General features: G+C 64.0%; 21 protein-coding genes. 12 read left to right on the top strand and 9 right to left on the bottom strand.

Annotated features, from left to right (window positions below; all coding sequences use genetic code 11):
* Window positions 1-54: 54 nt before the first annotated feature.
* Complete coding sequence (locus JOY50_RS16325; RefSeq protein WP_046811378.1) at window positions 55-801, bottom strand: VacJ family lipoprotein; 747 nt, start codon at window positions 799-801, stop codon at window positions 55-57.
* 73 nt (window positions 802-874) lie between these two features.
* On the bottom strand, window positions 875-2,173 hold the full coding sequence (locus JOY50_RS16320; RefSeq protein ID WP_132844513.1) for a serine/threonine protein kinase: 1,299 nt from the start codon (window positions 2,171-2,173) through the stop codon (window positions 875-877).
* 190 nt (window positions 2,174-2,363) lie between these two features.
* Here JOY50_RS16320 and JOY50_RS16315 point away from each other — a divergent pair, with 190 nt between their 5' ends.
* Window positions 2,364-2,732: a hypothetical protein gene (locus tag JOY50_RS16315; protein ID WP_132844515.1), complete on the top strand. Its 369-nt coding sequence runs from the start codon at window positions 2,364-2,366 to the stop codon at window positions 2,730-2,732.
* Between the two features lie 176 nt (window positions 2,733-2,908).
* Here the strand turns inward: JOY50_RS16315 and JOY50_RS16310 are convergent, their stop codons facing one another.
* Entirely contained in the window at window positions 2,909-4,474 is a 1,566-nt protein-coding gene (locus tag JOY50_RS16310) for a beta (1-6) glucans synthase (RefSeq protein ID WP_243055535.1), read from the bottom strand.
* 197 nt (window positions 4,475-4,671) lie between these two features.
* Here JOY50_RS16310 and JOY50_RS16305 point away from each other — a divergent pair, with 197 nt between their 5' ends.
* The 9 genes from JOY50_RS16305 (at window position 4,672) to JOY50_RS16265 (ending at window position 14,052) form a co-directional block, all read left to right on the top strand.
* Window positions 4,672-5,532 (top strand): glycine betaine ABC transporter substrate-binding protein, encoded by an 861-nt coding sequence (locus JOY50_RS16305; RefSeq protein WP_132844519.1) that lies wholly within the window; start codon window positions 4,672-4,674, stop codon window positions 5,530-5,532.
* 242 nt (window positions 5,533-5,774) lie between these two features.
* Window positions 5,775-6,086, top strand: coding sequence for a DUF485 domain-containing protein (locus JOY50_RS16300; protein WP_019473848.1), 312 nt, complete (start codon window positions 5,775-5,777; stop codon window positions 6,084-6,086).
* Window positions 6,083-7,747, top strand: a complete 1,665-nt coding sequence (locus tag JOY50_RS16295; RefSeq protein ID WP_016485333.1) for a cation acetate symporter — start codon at window positions 6,083-6,085, stop codon at window positions 7,745-7,747. Before JOY50_RS16300 ends, JOY50_RS16295 begins: the two co-directional genes overlap by 4 nt.
* Window positions 7,748-7,942: 195 nt before the next feature.
* Window positions 7,943-8,422, top strand: a complete 480-nt coding sequence (locus JOY50_RS16290) for a CS1 type fimbrial major subunit (RefSeq protein WP_132844525.1) — start codon at window positions 7,943-7,945, stop codon at window positions 8,420-8,422.
* A gap of 136 nt (window positions 8,423-8,558) precedes the next feature.
* The gene (locus JOY50_RS16285) at window positions 8,559-10,979 is read left to right on the top strand and encodes a CS1-pili formation C-terminal domain-containing protein (protein WP_132844737.1); all 2,421 of its coding nucleotides are present in this window, start codon (window positions 8,559-8,561) and stop codon (window positions 10,977-10,979) included.
* Window positions 10,980-11,067: 88 nt separating this feature from the next.
* On the top strand, window positions 11,068-11,799 hold the full coding sequence (locus tag JOY50_RS16280; protein WP_132844528.1) for a molecular chaperone: 732 nt from the start codon (window positions 11,068-11,070) through the stop codon (window positions 11,797-11,799).
* Window positions 11,796-13,004 (top strand): hypothetical protein, encoded by a 1,209-nt coding sequence (locus tag JOY50_RS16275; protein ID WP_243055534.1) that lies wholly within the window; start codon window positions 11,796-11,798, stop codon window positions 13,002-13,004. The genes JOY50_RS16280 and JOY50_RS16275 overlap by 4 nt, the downstream gene beginning before the upstream one ends.
* A 29-nt stretch (window positions 13,005-13,033) precedes the next feature.
* Entirely contained in the window at window positions 13,034-13,660 is a 627-nt protein-coding gene (locus JOY50_RS16270; protein WP_132844534.1) for a response regulator transcription factor, read from the top strand.
* 20 nt (window positions 13,661-13,680) lie between these two features.
* Complete coding sequence (locus JOY50_RS16265) at window positions 13,681-14,052, top strand: Hpt domain-containing protein (RefSeq protein ID WP_243055533.1); 372 nt, start codon at window positions 13,681-13,683, stop codon at window positions 14,050-14,052.
* Here JOY50_RS16265 and JOY50_RS16260 read toward each other — a convergent pair.
* Window positions 14,035-14,187 (bottom strand): DUF3309 family protein, encoded by a 153-nt coding sequence (locus tag JOY50_RS16260; protein ID WP_003252624.1) that lies wholly within the window; start codon window positions 14,185-14,187, stop codon window positions 14,035-14,037. The two genes, JOY50_RS16265 and JOY50_RS16260, sit on opposite strands and share 18 nt — an antisense overlap.
* A gap of 250 nt (window positions 14,188-14,437) precedes the next feature.
* On the opposite strand from JOY50_RS16260, the gene JOY50_RS16255 reads away from it, so the two are divergent.
* Together JOY50_RS16255 and csrA are read left to right on the top strand one after the other, a co-directional pair.
* Complete coding sequence (locus tag JOY50_RS16255; RefSeq protein WP_243055532.1) at window positions 14,438-15,247, top strand: SDR family oxidoreductase; 810 nt, start codon at window positions 14,438-14,440, stop codon at window positions 15,245-15,247.
* Window positions 15,248-15,367: 120 nt separating this feature from the next.
* The gene (gene csrA, locus JOY50_RS16250; RefSeq protein ID WP_019473839.1) at window positions 15,368-15,556 is read left to right on the top strand and encodes a carbon storage regulator CsrA; all 189 of its coding nucleotides are present in this window, start codon (window positions 15,368-15,370) and stop codon (window positions 15,554-15,556) included.
* Window positions 15,557-15,587: 31 nt separating this feature from the next.
* Here csrA and JOY50_RS16245 read toward each other — a convergent pair whose 3' ends face one another.
* The 5 genes from JOY50_RS16245 to mnmC form a co-directional block, all read right to left on the bottom strand.
* A complete protein-coding gene (locus JOY50_RS16245) occupies window positions 15,588-15,815 on the bottom strand; it encodes a YheU family protein (protein ID WP_016501031.1) in 228 nt (75 codons plus the stop codon).
* A gap of 167 nt (window positions 15,816-15,982) precedes the next feature.
* Window positions 15,983-17,167 carry an osmoprotectant NAGGN system M42 family peptidase gene (locus JOY50_RS16240; RefSeq protein ID WP_049272834.1) on the bottom strand — a complete coding sequence of 395 codons (1,185 nt, stop codon included), beginning with the start codon at window positions 17,165-17,167 and terminating at the stop codon, window positions 15,983-15,985.
* Window positions 17,168-17,294: 127 nt separating this feature from the next.
* On the bottom strand, window positions 17,295-19,040 hold the full coding sequence (gene ngg, locus JOY50_RS16235) for an N-acetylglutaminylglutamine synthetase (RefSeq protein WP_243055531.1): 1,746 nt from the start codon (window positions 19,038-19,040) through the stop codon (window positions 17,295-17,297).
* 3 nt (window positions 19,041-19,043) lie between these two features.
* Window positions 19,044-20,831 (bottom strand): N-acetylglutaminylglutamine amidotransferase, encoded by a 1,788-nt coding sequence (locus tag JOY50_RS16230; RefSeq protein ID WP_132844545.1) that lies wholly within the window; start codon window positions 20,829-20,831, stop codon window positions 19,044-19,046.
* 228 nt (window positions 20,832-21,059) lie between these two features.
* Window positions 21,060-23,024, bottom strand: coding sequence for a bifunctional tRNA (5-methylaminomethyl-2-thiouridine)(34)-methyltransferase MnmD/FAD-dependent 5-carboxymethylaminomethyl-2-thiouridine(34) oxidoreductase MnmC (gene mnmC / locus JOY50_RS16225; protein WP_243055530.1), 1,965 nt, complete (start codon window positions 23,022-23,024; stop codon window positions 21,060-21,062).
* Between the last annotated feature and the right edge of the window lie 95 nt (window positions 23,025-23,119).

Genomic DNA, 23,119 nt, shown 5'->3' with positions numbered 1-23,119 from the left:
GGCATTGTGCGGACCTGTGGGAGCTGGCTTGCCGGCGATTGGGCCGAAGCAGGTTTACTCGGCTATCTGCAACTTGCGCGCCTGGGTATACACATACCGCACCTTCTCATACTCAAACGGCGAGTTCAGCTGGCCATAGCGGAAGTTGGTGGTATAGCGCTTGTCCACCACACGCAGGGCAAAGATTTCCGGGTGGTCGGTGCTGGCTTCGGCCACGTTCAGGTAGTTGACCGCCTGCTCGCCCGCATAGTCCACCACCAGCCCGGTGGTGTCGCGCAGGTTCGATGGCCCCAGCACCGGCAGCATCAGGTACGGCCCCTCCGGGACGCCATAGAAGCCCAGGGTCTGGCCAAAGTCCTCGCTCTGGCGCGGCAGGCCCATGCTGGTCGCCGGGTCCCATAGCCCACCCACGCCGATCAGGGTGTTGAACATCAGCCGCGCGGTGATCTCTGCCGAACGCTTGGCCTTGAGCTGCAACACGCTGTTGAACAGGTTTGGCACGTCGCCCAGGTTGTTGAAGAAGTTGCTCACCCCCGTGCGCACGAAGCGCGGGGTGACGTACTGGTAACCACTCACCAGCGGCAACAGCACCCATTGATCCAGCCGGTAGTTGAAGTGATAGACGCGCCGGTTGATCGACTCCAGCGGGTCATACACGTTCAGCGCTTCCAGGGTTGAGCGCTCGAACTCGCGCTGGTCCAGCCCCGGGTTGAATTTCAGCTCGCGCAGTGGGTCGATGAAGCCATCGGATTCAGGCACCAGCGGCGCGGTACCGGTCACCTGCGGATCGGCCTCGACCACGCTGGCCCGGGGGGCGGTTTCGGCGGCCAGGGTGTGGCCGGCAGCAAGCAGGGCAGTGGCGAAGAGGAGTTTGTTAACCACGGAAGAACTCCAGCATGGCGTCACTGTTGACGCGGTAGTTGAGGTTGCCGCAATGGCCGCCATGGGGGTATAGGGTAAGCCGCTCACCGAACACCTTGCGCAGGAAACCGATGTCGCCCGGTCCGAGAATGACGTCGTCGGCGTTGTGCATCACGGCGATTTTGTCACTGCCGCGCAGGTAGTCTTCCAGGGCATACAGGCTGACCTGGTTGACCAGCTGCAGGATGCTGTTGCCGTCGGTGCGGGCGCGCCACATCGGGATCACCTGTTCGGTCATGTAGCAGTCGAAGTCGCACTGCAGGGCGCGCTTGAAGAACGGCGTGAGGCTGCTGCCTTCGGTAATCGGGAACTTCGGCGGAATGATCAGGCCGCGGCGGTTGATCAGGTCTGAAGTGAAGGCAATGTCGGCTGCCGAGAAACGGAACGAAGTGCCGATCAGCATGGCCATCTGTTCGTTGGACAGGTGCTGCTTGGACTGCTGGAAGTCATACAGCAGGGCGTCGTTCAGGTCGATGTAGCCTTTGTCCTGGAAGTAGCGCGTCAACTTGGTCAGCATCAGCTCATAGAAGGTGGTGCTGCGGTCGATGCCCTTGACCTGGGTTTGCACCAGCTTGTCGAGGTTGTTGATCGAGGTGTACAGGTTGACCGGTGGGTTCAGCAGCAGCACACGCTTGAAGTTGAAGCTGCGGCGGGTTTCGTCCAGGTGGCTGACGAAAGCGGCGTCCAGCGCACCCAGGCTGTAGCCGGTGAGGTAGAACTCGCTGACCGGCAGACGTGGGTGTTGGGCGCGCACGGCCTGCATGACCCGGTACATGTCTTCGGCGTCTTCCTGGCTGACGCCGGGGGTGGCAAAGCGCGAGGCGGCACTCATGAAGTCGTAGCTGGTGGGCGATGACAGTTGCACCACGTGGAAGCCGCCCTGGTAGAACAGCTTCTTCAGGTATTCATTGATGCTGCTGCTGTACGGCGCACCAGTGCCGGCGATGATGAATATCAGCGGCGCCTCGTGATCCTGGCGGGCCAGGCGGTACTTGAGCTTTTTCACCGCCCAGAAATTGTCGGGCAAGGTGAATTCACGCTCCGGGCGCAGGTTCAGGCTGTAGTCCGACTGGTTGATGTCATCGTCGCTGGGCAGGGTCGGGCGCTGGTCGGGCGGCGTGGTGGCGATGGTCGCCTCGAACGGGTTGGTCAAGGGGTAGCCGTAGCTGGCAGCGTCGATATCCCGCGCTGAAGCGGCCACCGCCATGAGCAGGCTGCCGAGCAGGGCAGCGAGGCGCAAAGATCGAAGCATGTAATCCCCCAAAAGAACGCAAGGTCGAGCAGTGTGCAGGCTAGGACCACATGCAACCGGGCAAAGTTGCCAGTCGCGGTGGCCTTTGGTGTGCTTGTTATCTGCAACATAGCTGCAGGGTTGGGATTTTGCCTTACAACCGGGCATAAGCGATCATGGATGCTTTCGATTACCGCTATTGGAGAACAGGATGTCTCGTTCGCTGCCGGCTGCGCTGCTGGTGCTGTTTCTGGGGCTGTGGCTCGCTGCCAGCTATGGCGTGCGCTATGGGCTGATGGAGGATGGCCAGTGGGTTGGGCTGTGCACGGTGCCAGCGGCGTACTGGCAGTGCGAGGTGCGCTCGCTGCTGGGGCTGGGCATTCACCACCAGGTGCTGGCCTGGAGCGGGCTGGGCCTGGCGCTGCTGGCGCAGTTCCTGCCCGCGCGGGCCGGCTGGTGGCTGGCGGTGTTGGCATTGGTATTCGCGGTGCCGGCGCTGGTGCTGTATACCGCCAGCATTGCCGTGTTTGCGCTGGTGCTGGCGGGGCTGCGCCTGGTCAGGAGACCGCAGCAAGGCTGACAGGGGCCGCTTCGCGGCCCATCGCCGGCAAGCCAGCTCCCACAGGGACTGCGCAGGTCTCGAAGGCTGCACAACGCCTGTGCCAGCTCCCACAGGGACTGCGCAGGTCCCGAAGGCTGCACAACGCCTGTGGGAGCTGGCTTGCCGGCGATGGGGCGCGAAGCGGCCCCCGGGCATCAAGCCTGGCGCACCCGCAAGCTGCGCCACAGTGCCGCTGTCATCAACACAGTCACCACCGCCCAACCCCAGGCCTGCTGGTTCTCCAGCCCTTCCACGAACAACTGCGGCGCCACCCCGGCCCCGACAATGAACGCCAGCAACGCCACCTCCGCCCGCCGTGCCCGCACCGGCCACAGCACATAGACCAGCGCCGGCAAGGCCAGCGCGGCACTGGGGAAGCTGCGGTAGCGTGGGTCGAACACCATCGCCAGCATGCTCACTGCCGCAGCAAAGCCCGCCGCCAGCAACAGCCAGCCGGCACGCGCCTGCAGCCAGGCAAACCAACGCTCGCGCCAACCGGCCCGCTGCGCCAACGCCAGCAGCCCATGGGCCAGCACCAGCAGGTTCAGCCCGGCCAGCGCAACAGCCCACAGCCACTCCCCGGCAAAGCGTGCATGGGTGCGCATCAGCTCGCCCCACAAGCCCAGGCAACCCGCGCCAAAGGCCGCCAGCAATGGCAGCAACAATGCCGCCTGCGGGCTGGCGGGCCGCCCGGCGAGCAACAACATGGCCGCCATAAACAGTGCACTGGCCAGCAGCCACTGTGGCCAGTACTGCAGGTTGCTCACCGGCCCTTCCAGTACGCCCTTGTCTTGCCGGTCGGCATCGTAGAGCCCCCAGTAACCGCCTACCGCCCCTTCATTGGCGCGCTTCCACGGCTGGTCAAACGCTTCGATCAGGTTGTAGTGCCAACCGTTGCTCTCGGCCATGGCCACAAAGCCACGGATGAACCGCGCCTCGTTGACTCGGCTGGGCACCGCGGTCTCGCGTTGGCGGCCTTCGCTGGGCCAGCCGGTTTCGCCAATCAGGATGTCTTTGGGCGCAAAGCGCGTGCCGAATACCCGGCGCACATCGGCCACGTGGGCCAGTGCATCATCGATGCCGCGCGGGTCGTCTTCCCAGTAGGGCAGCAGGTGAATGGTCAAAAAGTCCACTGCTGGCGCCACCTGCGGGTGCTGCAGCCAGAACTCCCACACATCTGCGTAGGTCACCGGTACCTTCACCTGGCTTTTCACCCGGGCGATCAGCTTGGCCAGGTGCGCGCCGGTGACTTCCTTGCGCAGCAACGTCTCGTTGCCCACTATCACCGCGCTGACCACGTCGGGGTTGGCGTTGGCGGTGGCGATCAGCAGGTCGATTTCCCTGTCGGTGTCGGCCGGGTGAGCGTTGACCCAGGCGCCCAGCATCACTTTCAACCCATGCTTGCGGGCCAGCGCCGGGATTGCCTCAAGGCCGGTCATGGAATAGGTGCGGATGCACTGGAAACGCTCAGCCAGCAAGGCGAGGTCGGCGTCCATGCGTGCCGGGCGCAGGCGAAACGGCTGGTCGTAGGGCGACTGGTCCTTGTCGAACGGCGTGTACGACGCGCATTGCAACTTGTGCGTCGGGCTGGCCGCATCGGGCAGGTGCACCGGTTTGCCAAGCCCGTACCAGAGCCCGGCGAGCCCGAGCAGGGCCAACAGGCAGGCAAGCAGGTAAAGCGGCAGCAACAGGCGGGCAGAACTGGGCATCGGGCGGTCCATCGTCAGGCGCAAAAGGGTAGATAGTAGCCCGGCGCCAAAGCTTTGGCATGCAAGGATCGCGCAGGCGGGTGCAGGCCGATGACGTTAATGGCACAGTGCTGTCGCATATGGGGCGGGTGCAGGTCGCAGCTGGATCAGGTCGACCTGTGTTGCAGGAAGATGATGCAATCTCCAAGACCTGACGAGGGGATGCTTTGATGGCAACTTTGAAAAAAATGCGACGTTTCCTGGGTGTGGGCACCGCCCTGGTAATGGCCATGAGCGCTGCACAGGCAATGGCTAAAGAAGTAAGCATTGGTTACGTGGATGGTTGGGCCGACAGCGTGGCGACCACCAACGTGGCTGCCGAAGTGATCAAGCAAAAGCTCGGCTACGACGTGAAGTTGCAGGCTGTGGCCACGGGGATCATGTGGCAGGGTGTGGCAACCGGCAAGCTCGATGCCATGTTGTCGGCCTGGTTGCCGGTGACGCATGGTGAGTACTGGGCCAAGAACAAGGACAACGTGGTCGACTACGGCGCCAACTTCAAGGACGCCAAGATCGGCCTGATCGTCCCCGATTACGTCAAGGCGGCGAGCATTGCCGACCTCAAGACCGATACCACCTTCAAGCAGAAGATTGTCGGCATCGACGCAGGCTCTGGCGTGATGCTCAAGACCGACCAGGCGATCAAGGACTACGACCTGACCGGCTACAAGTTGCAGGCCAGTTCGGGCGCGGCGATGACGGCGGAGCTGGGCCGTGCCTACGCCAAGCAGCAGTCGATTGCAGTGACCGGCTGGGTCCCGCACTGGATGTTCGCCAAGTGGAAGCTCAAGTTCCTCGAAGACCCGAAAGGGGTGTATGGCGCGGCGGAAACCGTGAACAGCATCGGCAGCAAGGAACTGGCCACCAAGGCACCGGAAGTGGCGGAGTTCCTGAAAAAGTTCAGCTGGCAGTCCAAGGACGAGATTGGCGAGGTGATGCTGGCGATCCAGGAAGGGGCCAAGCCTGAAGCGGCGGCCAAGGATTGGGTAGCCAAGCACCCTGATCGCGTGAAGGAGTGGACTGGCAAGTAATCACTCTCAAGGGCCAGTTCAGCTTGTTCGCGGGCTCGCCCGCTCCCACAGGGATATCACTGCCCTCAGGCCTTGTGATGCCCCTGTGGGAGCGGGCGAGCCCGCGAATGGGCCCTAACTTTGTTACGCAATCGGTAAAACACCGTTGCATCTAAGACTAAGGTCGTCTGGTTGCCGTCCAACAGCCGCATAAAGTAAGGGTGTGGGTTTTATCCCCTACCTGTGCTGCTAGGACAAAAACAATGAACGACAGCATTTACCTCTCGATACAAAACAGCCCCCGTTTCAAGGAGCTGGTCACCAAACGCGAACGGTTCGCCTGGATTCTCTCGGCGATCATGCTCGGCCTGTATTGCGGCTTCATCCTCCTGATCGCCTACGGTCCTCATCTGCTGGGCGCCAAGCTCAGCCCTGAGTCGTCGATTACCTGGGGCATTCCCCTGGGCGTCGGCCTGATCGTTTCGGCATTTGTCCTGACCGCCATCTACGTACGCCGCGCCAACGGCGAATTCGATGAGCTGAACAAGGCCATCCTCAAGGAGGCGCAACAATGATTCGCCACGCCAAAGCCCTGGCCGTACTGGCCTGCGGAGCCTTTGCACCCGCCGTGTGGGCAGCTGATGCCCTGACCGGCGAGGTGCAGAAACAGCCGCTGAACGTTGCCGCGATCGCCATGTTCGTGGCCTTTGTCGCCTTCACCCTCGGAATCACCTACTGGGCCTCCAAACGCAACAAGTCGGCGGCGGACTACTACGCTGCCGGTGGCAAGATCACCGGCTTCCAGAACGGCCTGGCGATTGCCGGCGACTACATGTCGGCTGCCTCGTTCCTGGGTATTTCCGCCCTGGTGTTCACCTCTGGCTACGACGGCCTGATCTACTCGATCGGTTTTTTGGTCGGCTGGCCGATCATCCTCTTCCTGATCGCCGAACGCCTGCGCAACCTGGGCAAGTACACCTTTGCCGACGTGGCCTCGTACCGCCTCGGGCAGAAGGAAATCCGTACCCTGTCGGCCTCCGGTTCGCTGGTGGTGGTGGCGTTCTACCTGATCGCTCAGATGGTCGGTGCCGGTAAGCTGATCGAACTGCTGTTCGGCCTGGACTACCACGTTGCGGTGATCCTGGTGGGTATCCTGATGTGCCTGTATGTGCTGTTCGGCGGCATGCTGGCCACCACCTGGGTACAAATCATCAAGGCCGTGCTGCTGCTGTCTGGTGCCAGCTTCATGGCGCTGATGGTGATGAAGCACGTAGGCTTCGACTTCAATACCCTGTTCTCTGAAGCGATCAAGGTGCACAGCAAGGGTGAGGCGATCATGAGCCCGGGCGGCCTGGTCAAGGACCCGATCTCGGCCTTCTCGCTGGGCCTGGCACTGATGTTCGGTACCGCCGGCCTGCCTCACATCCTGATGCGCTTCTTCACCGTCAGTGACGCCAAGGAAGCGCGCAAGAGCGTGCTGTACGCCACCGGCTTCATCGGCTACTTCTACATCCTCACCTTCATCATCGGCTTTGGCGCGATCCTGTTGGTCAGCACCAACCCGGACTTCAAGGACGCCGCCGGCGCCCTGTTGGGCGGCAACAACATGGCAGCGGTGCACCTGGCCGATGCCGTGGGTGGCAGCATCTTCCTCGGTTTCATTTCGGCAGTGGCATTTGCCACCATCCTGGCGGTGGTTGCCGGCCTGACCCTGGCCGGTGCTTCGGCGGTGTCCCACGACCTGTACGCCAGCGTCTGGCGCAAGGGCAAGGCCAACGACAAGGACGAGATCCGCGTGTCGAAGATCACCACCATCGCCTTGGGCGTGCTGGCGATCGGCCTGGGCATCCTGTTCGAGAAGCAGAACATCGCCTTTATGGTCGGCCTGGCGTTCTCCATCGCCGCCAGCTGCAACTTCCCGGTGCTGCTGCTTTCGATGTACTGGAAGAAACTGACCACCCGCGGCGCCATGATCGGCGGCTGGCTGGGCCTGGTGAGCGCGGTGACGCTGATGATCCTCGGCCCGACCATCTGGGTGCAGATCCTCGGCCACGAGAAGCCGATCTACCCGTACGAGTACCCGGCGCTGTTCTCGATGGCCATTGCCTTCGTCAGCATCTGGTTCTTCTCGGTCACTGACAAGTCCAAGGCTGCCGACGACGAGCGTGCGCTGTTCTACCCGCAGTTCGTGCGCTCGCAGACTGGCCTGGGTGCCAGCGGGGCGGTTTCCCACTAACGCTTTGGCGCAGTAACACAACGCCCCGCCAGCCGGGGCGTTGTGCATTGTGCAGTGTCAATTTGCGTGCGCTCGGAAATTTCCGAAGCTCGCTCGGAAGCATCCTGGTTATCCCGTCGTACACTTCCCCAATACTTCTCCTCACCGGCCGGGCTCACCCCGGCAGGCCTGTTTACCTTCAAGGAGAATCTATTCGTGAAACGCACGTTACTTGCCCTTCCCCTGGCCCTGTTGTTCGTGGGCACCGCCCATGCCGCCGACCCGATCGAGAAACAGGTGCAAATCGTCGCCCAGGTGCCGACCGATGCCTTCTACGTCGAGCCGGTGGGTGGCAACTGGATGAACGATCCGCAGGAAATGGCCTGGAACTCCTTTCAAGGCAAGCTCGACCCGATCCGCAAGCAACTGCAGGTCAAGAGCACCATTGGCCCGATCAGTGCCTACCTGGTTTCTCCTGCAGTGATCGCCAGCGGCACCAACAACATCGACCTGAATGTCACGGTTGGCGACACCGTGCTGCAAACCACCCCGGAGGAGGTGGTCAGCGCCGCGCAGGCCGCACCCGGCGCGATCATCGGCTTCCACGTCGAAGCCCAGCCTGCACCCCCAGCGGGTTACGAGCCTGGCAACTACCAGGGCTTGGTCAGCATGATTTTCGAAACCGCCACCCCTTAATACTTCGTTCATCCACAGTGCCTGCCCCGGCCCTCGCCCGTAGCGAGGGGTGGGCAGGTCATGCCTGCAAGCGACCCCCATGTCCCGACATTCCTCCAACTCCGCCTTGCGCTGCTGGCTACCCTTGGCTGCCAGCATGGCCCTGTGGGCTGGCATGAGCCACGGCGCGGGCAGTGCCTTGGGGCCAGTCAAGGGCCTGCCTCGCGAGTTCGAGGCGCATTTCTTCGATGTACCCCTGGCCGTGCGGGTTGACCTGGACGGCCGCTACCTTGGTGATGCCATGGTTGTGCTCAGCCGCGACCAGCGGGTACAGCTGCTGGAGTTCACCGAGACCTTCGACAGCCGCGAACCCGAGAGCCTGCGCCGGCTCTGGCGCGAGCGCCTGGTCGATGGCCGTCCCCTCGGCGATTGTCAGGCAGACTGCCCGGAGGGCTTGCGGGCCATCCACTACAGCCTGGCGAACTCCCAGCTTTCGTTGCTGACCGACCGTGCCGAATCTGTGGCCACTGCCGAACGTTTTCATCGCCTGCCAGAGCAGGGCAGCCATGGCCTGTTGCTGCGCAACCAGCTCAACCTGGTCAATGATGGCGTGGCTACCAGTGGCCGCTATGCCTTGCAGGGGCAGGGCAGTGTCGGCCAGTGGACGGCGCTGGCGGACGGCCAGCTCGACCGCGGCAGCGACAGCCGCGAGGGTACCCGTTACCGGGTAGACCAGTTGTATGGCGAGCGCCTGGTCGAGGACCATTTCTACCGTCTCGGGTATTTCACCCCCAGTGCCCAAGGCCTTACCCGCCAACCCCGGTTGATGGGCGCCAGCCCCGACACCACCCTGGGCCTCATGTTCGGCAGCAGCGACAGCCTGCTCATCGACAACGCCGCGCCCAGTGCCACGCCCATTCATGTCACCCCCAACCGCCCAGCCGTGGCGGAGATCTACCGTAACGGCGTGCTGATCAACAGCCAGCCGGTGCAACCTGGGCTGCAGACCCTTGATACCAAGGTGCTGCCCGGCGGCATCTACGAGGTCGAGGTGCGTCTGGTCGAGGACGGCCAGGTGAGTTCGCGCAGCCAGGCGTTCGTGTACAAGCCCGGCAACTGGCGCAGCACTGACGCGCCTTGGCGCTACAACCTGTATGCGGGGCGCCAGAGCAGCCAGCTCAGCAACTGGCAAAATACCCACGACGACAGCCTGGCGGCCGGTGTGCTGGCCAACTACCTGTTGCACCCCAGGGCAATTGTCGGCTTGTCCGCCCAGCGTCTCGACGATGCCATGCAATACGGCACGTCACTGGACTGGGATGTGCGCGACCGGTTCAAACTGTATGGCAACCTGTTCCAGGCTCAAGGCCATGGCAGCGGCTATGACCTTCAGCTGATCCATGCCTACGAGCGCGGCTCGCTGGTCGCCAGCCACAGCCGCAGCTGGCTGACGCGCGCCTACCCGGACCGTCGCGACGACGCGTCGACACGGCCGTTCCAGGCGCGCCAGACGCAATCTGCGCTGTCGCTCAGCCACCGTCTCGACCCCCGCAACACCGCCAGCGTGCGCCTGTCCCACAGCAGCGGCAGCGACGCAGGCACCGGCGTCGACCTGGGTTGGGCCTATTACGGGCGCCTGCTTGGCTCCGATGCCAACTGGCGGCTTTCGCTGTTCGACCGGCCGGGCAACAGCGGCACAGGCGACGCGCGCAGCCGCGGCGTCAACCTGAGCCTGAGCATGAGCCTGGGTGGCGGTGGCCGCCGCTTGTCCGCCAGTATCGGCAGCCGCACTTCGCGTGATGGCGGGCGTGACCTCAACACTTCGCTGGGTTATCAACAGGACGTAGAGCTTGGGCCGTTGCGCAGTGTCGGCGCCACCCTCAGTGCCGACCGTTATGGTGCAGGGCTGAGTGGCGACACCCAGTTCGAGAACCAGGTAATGCACGGTGACGCCTATGTACAGCGCTCTTCCTACAACGGTGAGTTCACGGGCGGGCTGAACCTGGAAAGCGTGGTGGCGGTGGGCGCCGGCAAGGCGGCGATGAGCGGCCGGTACATGACGCACCAGGCGGCGCTGATCGTTGATGTGGATACCGACATCGAAGACCTGAAGCTGCGCGCCGACGATGCGCTGGGTGTCGACTTGCACCCGGGGCGCAACATCATCCCGGTCACGGCCTACAAGGCCGGCCACGTGCAGTTCGATTTCGAGGGGCACGCCGCCACTGCCGCGGTGATTCAGCCGTCGAGCCTGGACTACCACCTGAACCGCGGCGGCATCGATTACCGCCAGGTGCGCGTACTGCGCACGGTCACCGTGCTGGGGCGCCTGCTCGATGGCCAGGGCCAGCCGCTGCGCGGTGCCCAGGTGATCAACCATGCCAGCCGCAGTGTCAGCGAAGCCGATGGCTTTTTCGCGGTGGAAATGAGCGAAGGGACGCCGACCCTGGAAATTCGTCAGCGTGGCCAGCCACTGTGCCTGTTGCGGCTGGACCTGGACGGCCTGACGCGTGAGGGCGAGGTGCTGCTGGCCGGCGACCAGGCTTGCCTGCCCGAGGTTGCCGCGCGTTTTGAGTGATTTTCAGAAATTGCCTACTGCTTTAGTCGTGGCCGAATGGTTGCGCACAGCAATACCCTTAACCCAGTCATTCAGGGAGCTTTGCCGCATGAATATGCCCTCTCTTCTGGCCTTCGCCATGCTGTACCTTCCCCTGGCCGCAGTTGCCGCCCCAGAGCTCAACGTTGGCGGGTTGTACGATTACCTGGACGGCGACAAGAGCACGCTGCTCAAGCGCGTGCGCAACAGTGGTGACACTACGGCGTTCGTCAAGGTCAGCGTCGCGGAACTGGTCTATGACGAGGCCGGCGTGGCCCATGAAATCGACACCGATGGCCTGGCGCTGGAGCAGCGCGGCCTGGTCGCCAGCCCTGCGCGGTTGATTGTACCGGCCCAGGGCATGCAGGCCGTGCGCCTGTTGTACCGTGGGGCCCGGGACAAGGAGCGCTACTTCCGCCTGCGCTTCATGCCGGTGTTGCCGGAGCTGGGCGATGGTTTTGCCGTGGACGAACAGGAGGCGGCGCAGTACCGCGACAGCCTTACGGCGGGGGTCAACCTGCTGGCGGGTTATGGCACGCTGCTGTTCGTACGGCCCGCGCAGGCGCAATACCAGACACCCATGCAGCGCGAGGGCGGGCACCTGACGGTGGCCAACGAGGGCAACACCACCGTGGTGCTCGACCACTTCCGCCAGTGTCGCGCGCCAGGCGAAGGGTGTGAACCGGCCACCAAGCATCATCTGCTGCCAGGTCGCAGCCGGCAGTTTGCCGGCGACGCCAGCGGCGTGCATCAGTTCGAACTGCATGAAGGTGAGCAACGTAGCGCCAGGGTGATGCGATGAGGGGTGTGCTGACCCGGCAGTTGGGTGGCCAACTGCGTGGTTGTCTGGGGGCAGCGCTGTTGCTTGTCGCGCCCATGGTCAGTGCCCTTGATGTGACGATCACAGCCGAGTACCGGGGTGGAGGTACAGGGCGTTTTGACAACACCACGCCCCCGGGAGGGCTGTGCCGCAACTGGTCTGTCACCTGCAGGAACCGCACTACCGTGGAGTTGCCGATCACCTACGACAAGAAAACCACCAAGGGCGCTGCCGACCCGCGCGATGAGTTCTATTTCAGGGTGCCGGCCAGGCGCGAAATCGATGTCTACCACGATGGCACCGGCGAGTCGCGACGGCTGACCTTCGAATGGACGGCCATCAGCCAAAGGGTGCAGACAGCCAACAATATCATCTATCACCCGCTTTATCAGATGGACTACCAGGGGGGCTGCCGCCGGCTAGGCGCAGTAGAGCAATTCAGGCCTGCCGTCGTTACTTATCTGTTCGATATCACACAGCCCTCTGCGCCTTCGCCGTGTTGGGCCAAGGGGCGGAACTCGCCGGACGGCCGCGTAGAAATCGCATCAGTGGTCGATACCAGCGTCGCCTATACCATCGATATCACCCCGCCGTTTCGCATGCCCAGCGGCACCTGGCGGGGCAGTGTGACGTACAGCATCGGCCCGGGCGGCGATTTTGACTTCGGTAATGATGTCACCGCGCTCAGTGGCGACAGCCTGACGGTAAACTTTGTGCTTGATGTGGAACACGCTTTCATCTTCGAATTCCCTCCAGGTTCGGACCGGGCGGTACTGGAGCCCCCTGGGGGCTGGCAGGGCTGGTTGGCCGGTGGCAAGCCCCCTCAGCGGCTCGCTCGCGACCTGCCGTTCAGGGTCTGGTCGACGGGGCCATTCAAGGTCTACAAGCTCTGTGAGCACTATGCCGACACCCGCTGCGCGATTCGTAATCCCGCCGCCGACCAAGTGCCCGTCGAAGTCGCCATGAGCCTGCCGGCGGGCATCGAGCACGCTGGGGCGCCAGTACAGCGCCTTGCGCTACCCAGTGGGCGGCTGGCGGCGCTGCAGTTCGACGCGGCCATGGCCACCTTGAACCGGCCCGGTCAGTTGCATTTCCAGGTGGCCCAAGATGACATGGACGGCATGCTGAGGTACCCCGGTACCACCTACACCGGCCAGGTCACCGTAGTCTTCGATGCCGAGTTGTAGTCGGCAACCACAGCAAACGAGGAGGGGGCATGCACACAGCACTGGTGGTGGACGACCACCCTTTCATCCGGGCCACGGTCTGCATGCTGCTGCGCCAACAGCGTATACAGGTGGTCGGCCAGGCGGCGGACGGCATAGACGCCGTGCGCCAGGTACGCGAACTGGTGCCGGACCTGGTGATTCTCGACATTGCGATGCCGGGCCTGGACGGGTTGGAGGTGATCAGCCGGATCAAGGCCTGCGGCCTTTCCAGCAAGGTCGTGGTATTGACCTCGCAGCTGGCCGAAGCGTACTCGCTGCGTTGTCTTCAGGCCGGTGCCGCAGGCTATGTTGCCAAGACCGACGACCTGGGCGAACTGGGCAAGGCCGTTGCCGCCGTGTTGTCGGGCTTCACCTATTACCCCGAAATCGCCACCAGCTCGGTGCGCAGGCAGGATCTGTTCATCAGTGAAGCCCAGTGCATTGCCGGCCTCACCGACCGCGAACTGACGGTGCTGCAGTATCTGGCCCGTGGCCATGGCAATAAAGCCATTGGTGAAGCGATGCTGTTGAGCAACAAGACCATCAGTACCTACAAAACGCGCCTGCTGGAGAAGCTCAGGCTCAACTCAGTCATTGACCTGGCAGAGTTCGCTCGCCGCAATCACCTGATCTGAGTCTGAAATGTCTGCTACCTATGTTGGCGCAGATCAGCCCCGCAGTGTTCGACATTGACCATGTGCAACGCCTGGTAGGCAACGACAAGGCAGCTTTGCACGCATTACTGAGGGAATTGCGCACGAGCAATTTCCACGACCTTCAGCTGCTTCGCAGGCAAGATCAGGATGTTGAAGCCCTGGGGGAACTTGCCCATCGCATCAAAGGGGCCGCGCAAATCGTTCGAGCAGATGAGGTGGTCTACCGGTGCGAGCTTCTGGAGCGCCAGTGTAACGACAAGACGCTCGCACCTGTCGACCTGAAAATGGACGTGGAGGCACTCGTTCAGGCGATGCTGCACCTGGATCGGCAGCTGGCCTCGCACGCCCGGTGTTCAAATCATACCGAGTAGCAACAGCACCAGCAGAATCACCAGTACCACACCGATGATGCCCGATGGGCCATAGCCCCAACTGCGCGAGTGTGGGAAGACCGGTAAGCCACCAATCAGCAGAAGGATCAGGATGATGATGAGAATCGTGGTCATGGCGGAATCCTTGCGTGGTTGAGGGTCAAGGGCCTCGGACTGCCGGCCTCTTGTATGTTCGGACTGTTGCCGCTTGCGAAAGATTCCATTCGTGTGTCGCTTTCACAGACCCCCTGCAGCCTTGTGCTGCGAAGAGACCGGAACTGACCACACAGTCATGCCCGCCCATTCACTACCCTGATGAACCCTGCCTGCCCACTGGGCCTTGATTAGACTCGGTGCACTACCACCATGAACAAGGCCAGCCACCATGCAAAAACGCATCATGATCACTGGCGCCGGGTCCGGCCTCGGTCGCGAGATCGCCTTGCGCTGGGCGCACGAGGGCTGGCGCCTGGCGCTGGCCGATGTCAACGAAGCGGCCCTGCGCGAAACCCTGGAGCTGGCCCGCGCTGCCGGCGGTGACGGCTTCGTGCAGCGCTGCGATGTGCGCGACTACAGCCAGCTTACCGCCCTGGCCCAGGCCTGCACCGAGCAGCTTGGCGGCATCGACGTGATCGTCAACAACGCCGGTGTCGCCTCGGGCGGGTTCTTCGCCGAGCTGTCGCTGGAGGACTGGGACTGGCAGCTGGCGGTCAACCTGATGGGCGTGGTCAAGGGCTGCAAGGCCTTCCTGCCGCTGCTGGAGCGCAGCAAGGGGCGTATCATCAACATCGCGTCGATGGCCGCGCTGATGCAGGGGCCGGGCATGAGCAACTACAACGTGGCGAAGGCCGGTGTGCTGGCCTTGTCAGAGAGCCTGCTGGTGGAGCTGCGCCAGGTGGAGGTGGCGGTGCACGTGGTGTGCCCATCGTTCTTCCAGACCAACCTGCTGGACTCGTTCCGCGGGCCCAACCCGGCAATGAAGGCCCAGGTGGGCAAGCTGCTGGAAGGCTCGCCGATCAGTGCGGCGGACATTGCCGAGTACATGTTTCAGCAGGTGGCCGCTGGCGAGTTCCTCATCCTGCCCCACGAAGCTGGGCGCCAGGCTTGGGCCCTGAAGCGGCAGGCCCCCGAGCGGCTGTATGACGAAATGGCCGAAATGGCAGTAAAAATGCGCTCCAAGGGCCATTCGAAGTGAATGGTCTGTAGGGGAAGTTACCAGGGTATGTAGGGCGCTTCTGATTTGCCGCGGAACTATTGAGTAGGTAAATACCTACGATGCACGCTCCGGTTTTCCTTTTCGCTGGAGGAGCGGAACATGCTGGTAATAGGACGCGAAGTGGGGGAGATCATCGTGATTGGCGATGACATCCGAATCATGGTGGTACAGTCGCGAGACGGGGTGGTGCGCTTCGGGGTCGAGGCCCCGAGGGAGGTGACAGTGCATCGGGCCGAAGTGTACAAGCGCATCAAGGAGGCAGAGCAGGGCAAGGGCCGCAGGGCTTGATGTTGACTGTGCCGACCTCTTCGCGGGCTTGCTAATCGAGCAGCTCACGGGGCACGTCATGCTTGGCGAGCAACTGGCACTGCTGGCTTTCCGGGTCGAACAGGATGAACGCCTGGCCCTTGGCCAATGCCTGGCGCACCCGTAGTACGCGCGTCTCCAGCGGGGTATCGTCGCCATTGTCGGTGCCATCGCGGGTGACGAAGTCCTCGATCAGCAGGGTCAGGGTTTCGGCTTGCAGTTGGTCGTAGGGGATCAGCATGGTGGATAGTGTCTGAAGTAAGTGTGGGCAATGCTACGCGAAATATTCGGGATTTTGGCGCCGCTTTGCGGCCCATCGCGACACAAGGCCGCTCCTACAGGCGATAGGCGTGCCCCTGTAGGAGCGGCCTTGTGTCGCGATGGGCTGCAAAGCAGCCCCCAGGGCCATCAGCCTTTATTACCCACCAGGCTGTCCACCGCCGGCACCCGCGTGTCACTTTCCATCTGTGCATCGTGCTCCAACTGGTGGCTGAACCTTTCCAGCGAGGCATTGGCCGGCTGCGAATCGCTGGCAAACACGGGCGGGCTTAACAGGTACGCCGACAGCAACCGGCTCAACGCTGCAAGGCTGTCGATGTGCGTGCGTTCGTAGCCATGGGTGGCGTCGCAACCGAATGCCACCAGTGCGGTACGAATGTCATGCCCCGCCGTTACCGCCGAATGGGCATCGCTGAAGTAATAGCGGAACAGGTCGCGGCGCACCGGCAGGTCGTGGTCGCCGGCCAGTTTCAGCAAATGCCGGGACAGGTGGTAGTCATAAGGCCCCGATGAGTCCTGCATGGCCACGCTGACCGCATGCTCGCTGGAGGCCTGCCCGGGTGCCACCGGGGCAATGTCGATGCCGACGAATTCGCTGACGTCCCAAGGCAGGGCGCCCGCTGCACCCGAGCCTGTCTCTTCGGTGATGGTGAACAGCGGGTGGCAGTCGATCAGTGGCTGGCGGCCACTTTCCACCACGGCCTTCAGTGCTGCCAGCAGCGCTGCAACGCCGGCCTTGTCGTCCAGGTGGCGGGCGCTGATATGGCCGCTTTCGGTGAACTCGGGCAGTGGGTCGAAGGCGACGAAATCACCAATGCTCACGCCCAGCGCCTCGCAGTCGGCACGGGTGGCGCAGTAGGCGTCCAGGCGCAGCTCCACGTGGTCCCAGCTGACAGGCATCTGGTCGATGGCGGTGTTGAATGCATGCCCGCTGGCCATCAACGGCAGCACGCTGCCCCGCACCACCCCCGTGTCGGTGAACACGCTGACACGGCTGCCCTCGGCGAAACGGCTGGACCAGCAGCCCACCGGCGCCAGGGCCAGGCGGCCGTTGTCCTGCAATTGGCGCACGCTGGCGCCGATGGTGTCCAGGTGGGCCGACACGGCGCGGTCGGGGGATGTCTGGCGGCCCTTGAGGGTGGCGCGAATGGTGCCGCGGCGGGTCAGCTCGAAGGGGATGCCCAGTTCATCCAGGCGTTCGGCCACGTAGCGCACGATGGTGTCGGTGAAACCGGTGGGGCTGGGGATGGCCAGCATCTCCAGCAGCACACGTTTGAGGTAGTCGAGATCGGGCTCGGGGAGTCGTTCGGACATGAGTACTCCTTGGAGTTGCGTTGACTTCTTCTTCGCGGGCACGCCCGCTCCCACAGGGGCCCCACAAGCCTCAGGAACTGTGGCGGACCTGTGGGAGCGGGCGTGCCCGCGAAGAGGCCATCAGCGGTTACGCCAACGGCCGGCTATGCGGAAACAGCAGGTCGATAAAGCGCTCGGCCGTTGGCTGCGGTTCATGGTTGGCCAGGCCAGCACGTTCGTTGGCCTCGATGATCACGTACTCCGGCTGCCCGGCATCACGCACCATGAAGTCCAGCCCCACCACCGGAATCTCCAGCGCCCGCGCAGCGCGCACGGCAGCGTCGGCCAGCACCGGGTGCAGGCGTTCGGTCACGTCTTCCAGGGTGCCACCGGTGTGCAGGTTGGCGGTGCGCCGCACAGCCAGGCGCTGCCCGGCTGGCAATATGTCGTCATAGCCAAAACCCGCCGCGCGCAGGGTGCGCTCGGTTTCGTCGTCCAGCGGTATGCGGCTTTCGCCGCCGGTGGCAGCCTGGCGCCGACGGCTCTGGGCTTCGATCAACTGGCGCACGCTGTGCTTGCCATCGCCCAGCACCTGCGCCGGGTGACGGATGGCAGCGGCCACCACGTCGTAGCCGATCACCACGATGCGCAGGTCGAGCCCGGCATGGAAGCTTTCCAGCAGCACGCGGCTGTCGAACTGGCGAGCGTGCGCCACGGCGCGGGTGATGTCGTCGATACAAGTCAGGTTCACCGCCACGCCCTGGCCTTGCTCGCCATCGACCGGCTTGACCACCACCGCGCCATGCTCGTCGAGAAACGCCAGGTTGTCGTCGGCATTACCCGCCAGCTGCTGCGCCGGCACCTGCAGCCCGGCATTGCCCAGGGCGTGCTGGGTCAGGCGCTTGTCCTGGCACAGGGTCATGGTCACGGCACTGGTCAGGTCGCTGAGCGATTCACGGCAGCGAATGCGCCGCCCGCCCAGGCTTAAGGTGAACAGACCGCCAGCGGCGTCATCCACCTGCACCTCGATGCCGCGGCGCCGGGCCTCATCGACGATGATGCGGGCGTAGGGGTTGAGGTCTGCTTGCGGCCCGGGCCCGAGAAACAGCTGCTCGTTGATGCCGTTCTTGCGCTTGACTGCAAAGGTGGGCAGGTTGCGAAAACCCAGCTTTTCGTACAGGCGCTTGGCCTGGCGGTTGTCGTGCAGCACCGACAGGTCTAGGTAAGCCAGGCCACGGCTCATGAAGTGCTCGATCAGGTGGCGCACCAGCACCTCGCCCACGCCAGGGCGGGTGCAGTGCGGGTCCACTGCCAGGCACCACAGGCTGCTGCCATGCTCGGGGTCATCGAACGCCTTGGCGTGGTTCAGGCCCATGACGCTGCCGATCACCGCGCCGCTGTCTTCGTCCTCGGCTAGCCAGTACACCGGTCCGCCCAAGTGCCGGGGCGTAAGCAGTTCGGCGTCGACCGGCAGCATGCCGCGCGCCTGGTACAGGGTGTTGATCGCCTGCCAGTCGGCACCGTTCTGCGCACGGCGCACGCGGAAGCCGCGGAACACACGCTGCGCCGGGCGGTAGTCGGTGAACCACAGGCGCAAGGTGTCAGAAGGGTCAAGGAACAGCTGCTGCGGGGCCTGGGCCAGCAATTGCTGTGGCGCGGCCACGTACAGGGCGATGTCCCGTTCGCCGGGGCGCTCGTCGAGCAAGTCCTCGGCCAGGGAAGCCGGGTCTGGGTAAGTGTGACCGATCAGCAGCCGGCCCCAACCGCAGTGCACGGCGCGCGGCTGGTCGTGTGGCTGGCTGCCGTCGCCGGCCAGGCGCGCCTGCAGGCGCTCGTAGGACGGCGGCTGGCCGCGCAGCAGGCGCTGACCGTAAGCGATTTCATGGGGTTTCATTGATCAGATTCCTTGTTCGCTCAACCACAGGTTCAGCGCCGCCAGCTGCCACAGTTTGGAGCCGCGAAGTGGGGTGAGCTGGCCGTGCGGGTTGCTCAGCAGGCGGTCAAGCATGGCCGGGTTGAACAGCCCACGGTCCTGGCTGGGGTCGGTCAGCAGCTCACGCACCCAGCCCAGGGTGGCGCCTTCCAGGTGCTTCAGGCCCGGCACCGGGAAGTAGCCCTTCTTGCGGTCGATCACTTCATGCGGGATCACCCGCCGCGCCGCCTGCTTCAGCACCTGCTTGCCGCCGTCGGGCAGCTTGAAGCGTGCCGGGATACGCGCCGACAGCTCTACCAGGCGGTAGTCGAGGAACGGCGTGCGCGCCTCCAGGCCCCAGGCCATGGTCATGTTGTCCACCCGCTTGACCGGGTCGTCCACCAGCATCACCGTGCTGTCCAGGCGCAGGGCCTTGTCCACCGCATCGCGGGCACCGGGGCGGGCGAAGTGCTCGCGCACAAATTCGCCGGCGGCGTCGGTTTCCAGCAGCCAGGGCGCCTGCACGGTGTCGCGGTACTCGGCGTGGCTGCGGTCGAAGAACGCGTCGCGGTAGGCCGCAAAGGCATCTTCGGCGCCGTCCACCTGCGGGTACCAGTGGTACCCGGCGAACAGCTCGTCGGCGCCCTGGCCGCTTTGCACGCCCTTGCAGTGCTTGGCCACTTCGCGCGACAGCAGGTAGAAGGCGATGCAGTCATGGCTGACCATCGGCTCGCTCATGGCGCGGAATGCTGCCGGCAGCTGGTCGATGATTTCGTGTTCGGCGATGCGCAGCTGGTGGTGGCGGGTGCCGTAGTGTTTGGCGATCAGGTCGGAATACTGGAACTCGTCGCCACGTTCGCCACCGGCATCTTCAAAGCCAATGGAGAACGTCGACAGGTCGTCCACGCCCGCTTCGCGCAGCAGGCCGACCAGCAGGCTGGAGTCGACGCCACCGGACAACAACACGCCCACGTCGACGGCGGCACGTTGGCGGATGGCCACGGCGTCGCGGGTGGCGTCGAGCACGCGGGTGGTCCAGCCTTCCAGGTCCAGCTCACGTTCATCCGGGTTGGCACCGTATTTCAGCTGCCACCAGGTCTGGCGTTCTACTTCGCCATGGCGGTCGATGCGCATCCAGGTGCCGGGTTCGAGCTTCTGCACGTTGGCCAGCAGGGTACGTGGCGCCGGCACCACAGCGTGGAAGTTCAGGTAATGGTTGAGCGCCACCGGGTCGAGCATCGGGTCGATGTCGCCGCCCTTGAGCAGCGCTGGCAGGGTGGAGGCAAAACGCAGGCGCTCGCCATTGCGCGACAGGTACAGGGGCTTTACGCCCAGGCGGTCACGGGCCAGGAACAGGCGCTGGTTGTCGCGCTCCCAGATGGCCAGGGCGAACATGCCGTTGAGCTTGGGCAGCATGGCTGCGCCCCAGGCGTGATAGCCCTTGAGCAGCACCTCGGTGTCGCCGTCGGACCAGAAGCTGTAGCCCAGGTCCTGCAGTTCTTGGCGCAGTTCGGGGAAGTTGTAGATGGCACCGTTGAACGCCAGTGACAGGCCCAAGGTGTTGTCGACCATCGGCTGCGCCGAGCCGTCGGACAAGTCCATGATTTTCAGGCGTCGATGGCCAAGGGCGATAGGGCCCTGACTATGGAAGCCCCACGCATCCGGGCCGCGAGGCGCCAGGTGATGCGTGATGCGCTCTACCGCAGCCAGGTCGGCTGGGCGAGGGGCCTGGTCGATGGGGGTGAAACGCAACTCTCCTGCTAATCCGCACATAAGTCCTTACCGGTTTTTCCGTTGGGGAGGGGGTGCCCAGGATTAGGGCACCTTAAGGAACTGACCGGTGTGCTTTTTGAGAGTTTTAGAACGATTTGTTATATGAGGCCGCTGTGCGGCCCAATCGCCGGCAAGCCAGCTCCCACGGGTCACCTCAGGCCTGATGCCTTGCGCGGTCCCTGTGCGAGCTGGCTTGCCGGCGATTGGCTGCGCAGCAGCCCCGGCCGATTACTTCCCCCGAATCAGCTTACGCAACGCAAACCGGTTCGGGTGACACGCCTCTGCCACTGCCCGCGGCAACGGCAGCGGTTCCCCACACACCCAGGCCGCCACCAGCTCGCCACTGAGCGGCGCCGTGATCAACCCGCGCGACCCATGCCCGCTATTAACATACAACCCATCCAGCCAAGGGCAGGCTACATCCGGCACCTGCCGCGCATCCCGGCTTAGCACTGCATAAGCCTCGGCAAACGCCTGTACATCAGCTACCGGCCCCACGATCGGCAGGTAATCCGGGCTGGTGCAACGGAACGCCGCGCGCCCCTGCAACTGCTCAGGGGCCAACCCGGCTGTGCCCAGGCGCTGCGCCAGGTCGAGGGAGATCTCGGCCAGCAACGCCAGGTTGCCCCTATGTTCGGCTGCCGTCGGCGCCAAGTCTTCGCTGTGGAAATCAAAACTCGCGCCCAGGGTATGTTCATCCCCGCGCGGCGGCGCTACGTAGCCCTCTGCGCACACCACGGTACGCAGCGCCCGGCTGCTGGCGGTGGCCGGCAAGCGGGTGATCTGCCCCCGGATGCGCTTGAGCGGCAGCTGCCCGCAAGGCTCGAAGCGCTTTACCTCGGCGGCCCCGGCCAGAATCACCACGGGCGCGCTGGCAACCAGGCGGTCACCCGCCCAGGCCTGCCACTGCTGGTCGACCTTGCGCAGCTCCAGCACTTCCTGATGGGTGACCAGGCGAATCCCAGGGTGCTGCAGCTGTTGCTGGCACAACGCAGGGGGGTGCACCCAGCCGCCTTCGGGGTAAAACAACCCGCCGGCCGGCAAGGCCACGCCGGCGACCGCTTCGGCCTCTGTGCGCTCCAGCGCGTGCAGCAGGTTGTGGTCGAAAGCGGCGGCCAGCTTGCCCTGGCGCTCAGCTTCCTTGCTGTCGAAGGCCAGTTGCAGCACGCCGCAGGCATCCCAGTCGCGGCCACGCTGCAGGCGTTCCAGCTGGCGCCGGGTGTAGCCGAAACCGGACAGGATCATCTGCGAAAGTGCGGTGCCATGGGCGGACAGCTTGAGGTACAGCACCCCTTGTGGGTTGCCTGAAGCTTCCTGTGCCGGGGCATGGTGGCGCTCCAGCACAGTCACCTGCCAGCCACGCCGGGCCAGGCTGGCGGCGGTTGTGCTGCCGGCGAGCCCGGCACCGATCACCAGCGCCTCGCGCGGCCCCGGCGTAACGGCGGGGCGCGCGTACCAAGGTGCGCCTGGGCTGGGCAGCGGGCCTACATAGGCGCCGCTCATCACCTCCCACTTCTTGCCGATGCCTGGCACCTTCTTCATGGCGAAACCGGCTTCGACCAGGCTGCGGCGTACCCAGCCGGTGGTGGTAAAAGTGCCCAACACCGTGCCCGGGTGCGATAACCGCGCCAGCTGCGCGAACAGCTCCGGGGTCCACATGTCGGGGTTCTTGGCGGGGGCGAAGCCATCGAGGAACCACACATCGATCTGCGCATCGAGTTGTGGCAGCTGCTCGAGCACGTCGCCGATCAGCAGGGTCAGGGTGACCCGGCCATCGGCGAAGGTGAATTGCTGAAAGCCCGGGTGCACCGCCACATATTGCGCCAGCAGTGGCTCGGTGTAGGCAGCAAGTTCCGGCCACAGGCGTACTGCGCGGGCCATGTCAGCGTGGCCAAGGGGGTATTTTTCGACACTGACGAAGTGCAGGCGCGCGTCGCTGTGGGCGTGCTGGTCAAACAGCTGCCAGGCGCAGAAAAAATTCATGCCGGTGCCAAAACCGGTTTCGCCGATCACCCTGCAGCTGTGCGGCGCCAGGTTGGCAAAGCGTTCGGCCAGGCGGGTCTGGCCGAGGAACACGTGCTTGGTTTCTTCGATGCCTTCGTTGACCGCAAAGTAGACGTCGTCATATTGCCGCGAATGGGGGCGGCCCTGGTCGTCCCAGTCGATCTGGGCGTGCTGGAGGAGGGTGGACATGGTTGGCTCGGTTGCAGCGGATGGCAGGATTTTATGCCATCGCGCCCACCTGTGGGAGCGAGTTCACTCGCCAAGAGGTCAGTACAGGCAGAAAT

Origin of the sequence: Pseudomonas sp. BP01 (assembly GCF_022760795.1) — a bacterium.
Classification (GTDB): Bacteria; Pseudomonadota; Gammaproteobacteria; order Pseudomonadales; family Pseudomonadaceae; genus Aquipseudomonas; species Aquipseudomonas putida_Q.
The sequence above is the reverse complement of the archived record's forward strand: the minus strand, read 5'-3'. Positions and strand labels throughout refer to the sequence as shown.

Coding starts and splice junctions, on each gene's coding strand:
- JOY50_RS16320 (WP_132844513.1), bottom strand. CDS start 2,173: ATGCTTCGATCTTTGCGCCTCGCTGCCCTGCTCGGCAGCCTGCTCATG.
- JOY50_RS16315 (WP_132844515.1), top strand. CDS start 2,364: ATGTCTCGTTCGCTGCCGGCTGCGCTGCTGGTGCTGTTTCTGGGGCTG.
- JOY50_RS16310 (WP_243055535.1), bottom strand. CDS start 4,474: ATGGACCGCCCGATGCCCAGTTCTGCCCGCCTGTTGCTGCCGCTTTAC.
- JOY50_RS16305 (WP_132844519.1), top strand. CDS start 4,672: ATGGCAACTTTGAAAAAAATGCGACGTTTCCTGGGTGTGGGCACCGCC.
- JOY50_RS16300 (WP_019473848.1), top strand. CDS start 5,775: ATGAACGACAGCATTTACCTCTCGATACAAAACAGCCCCCGTTTCAAG.
- JOY50_RS16295 (WP_016485333.1), top strand. CDS start 6,083: ATGATTCGCCACGCCAAAGCCCTGGCCGTACTGGCCTGCGGAGCCTTT.
- JOY50_RS16285 (WP_132844737.1), top strand. CDS start 8,559: ATGGCCCTGTGGGCTGGCATGAGCCACGGCGCGGGCAGTGCCTTGGGG.
- JOY50_RS16280 (WP_132844528.1), top strand. CDS start 11,068: ATGAATATGCCCTCTCTTCTGGCCTTCGCCATGCTGTACCTTCCCCTG.
- JOY50_RS16275 (WP_243055534.1), top strand. CDS start 11,796: ATGAGGGGTGTGCTGACCCGGCAGTTGGGTGGCCAACTGCGTGGTTGT.
- JOY50_RS16270 (WP_132844534.1), top strand. CDS start 13,034: ATGCACACAGCACTGGTGGTGGACGACCACCCTTTCATCCGGGCCACG.
- JOY50_RS16265 (WP_243055533.1), top strand. CDS start 13,681: ATGTTGGCGCAGATCAGCCCCGCAGTGTTCGACATTGACCATGTGCAA.
- JOY50_RS16260 (WP_003252624.1), bottom strand. CDS start 14,187: ATGACCACGATTCTCATCATCATCCTGATCCTTCTGCTGATTGGTGGC.
- JOY50_RS16255 (WP_243055532.1), top strand. CDS start 14,438: ATGCAAAAACGCATCATGATCACTGGCGCCGGGTCCGGCCTCGGTCGC.
- csrA (WP_019473839.1), top strand. CDS start 15,368: ATGCTGGTAATAGGACGCGAAGTGGGGGAGATCATCGTGATTGGCGAT.
- JOY50_RS16245 (WP_016501031.1), bottom strand. CDS start 15,815: ATGCTGATCCCCTACGACCAACTGCAAGCCGAAACCCTGACCCTGCTG.
- JOY50_RS16240 (WP_049272834.1), bottom strand. CDS start 17,167: ATGTCCGAACGACTCCCCGAGCCCGATCTCGACTACCTCAAACGTGTG.
- ngg (WP_243055531.1), bottom strand. CDS start 19,040: ATGAAACCCCATGAAATCGCTTACGGTCAGCGCCTGCTGCGCGGCCAG.
- JOY50_RS16230 (WP_132844545.1), bottom strand. CDS start 20,831: ATGTGCGGATTAGCAGGAGAGTTGCGTTTCACCCCCATCGACCAGGCC.
- mnmC (WP_243055530.1), bottom strand. CDS start 23,024: ATGTCCACCCTCCTCCAGCACGCCCAGATCGACTGGGACGACCAGGGC.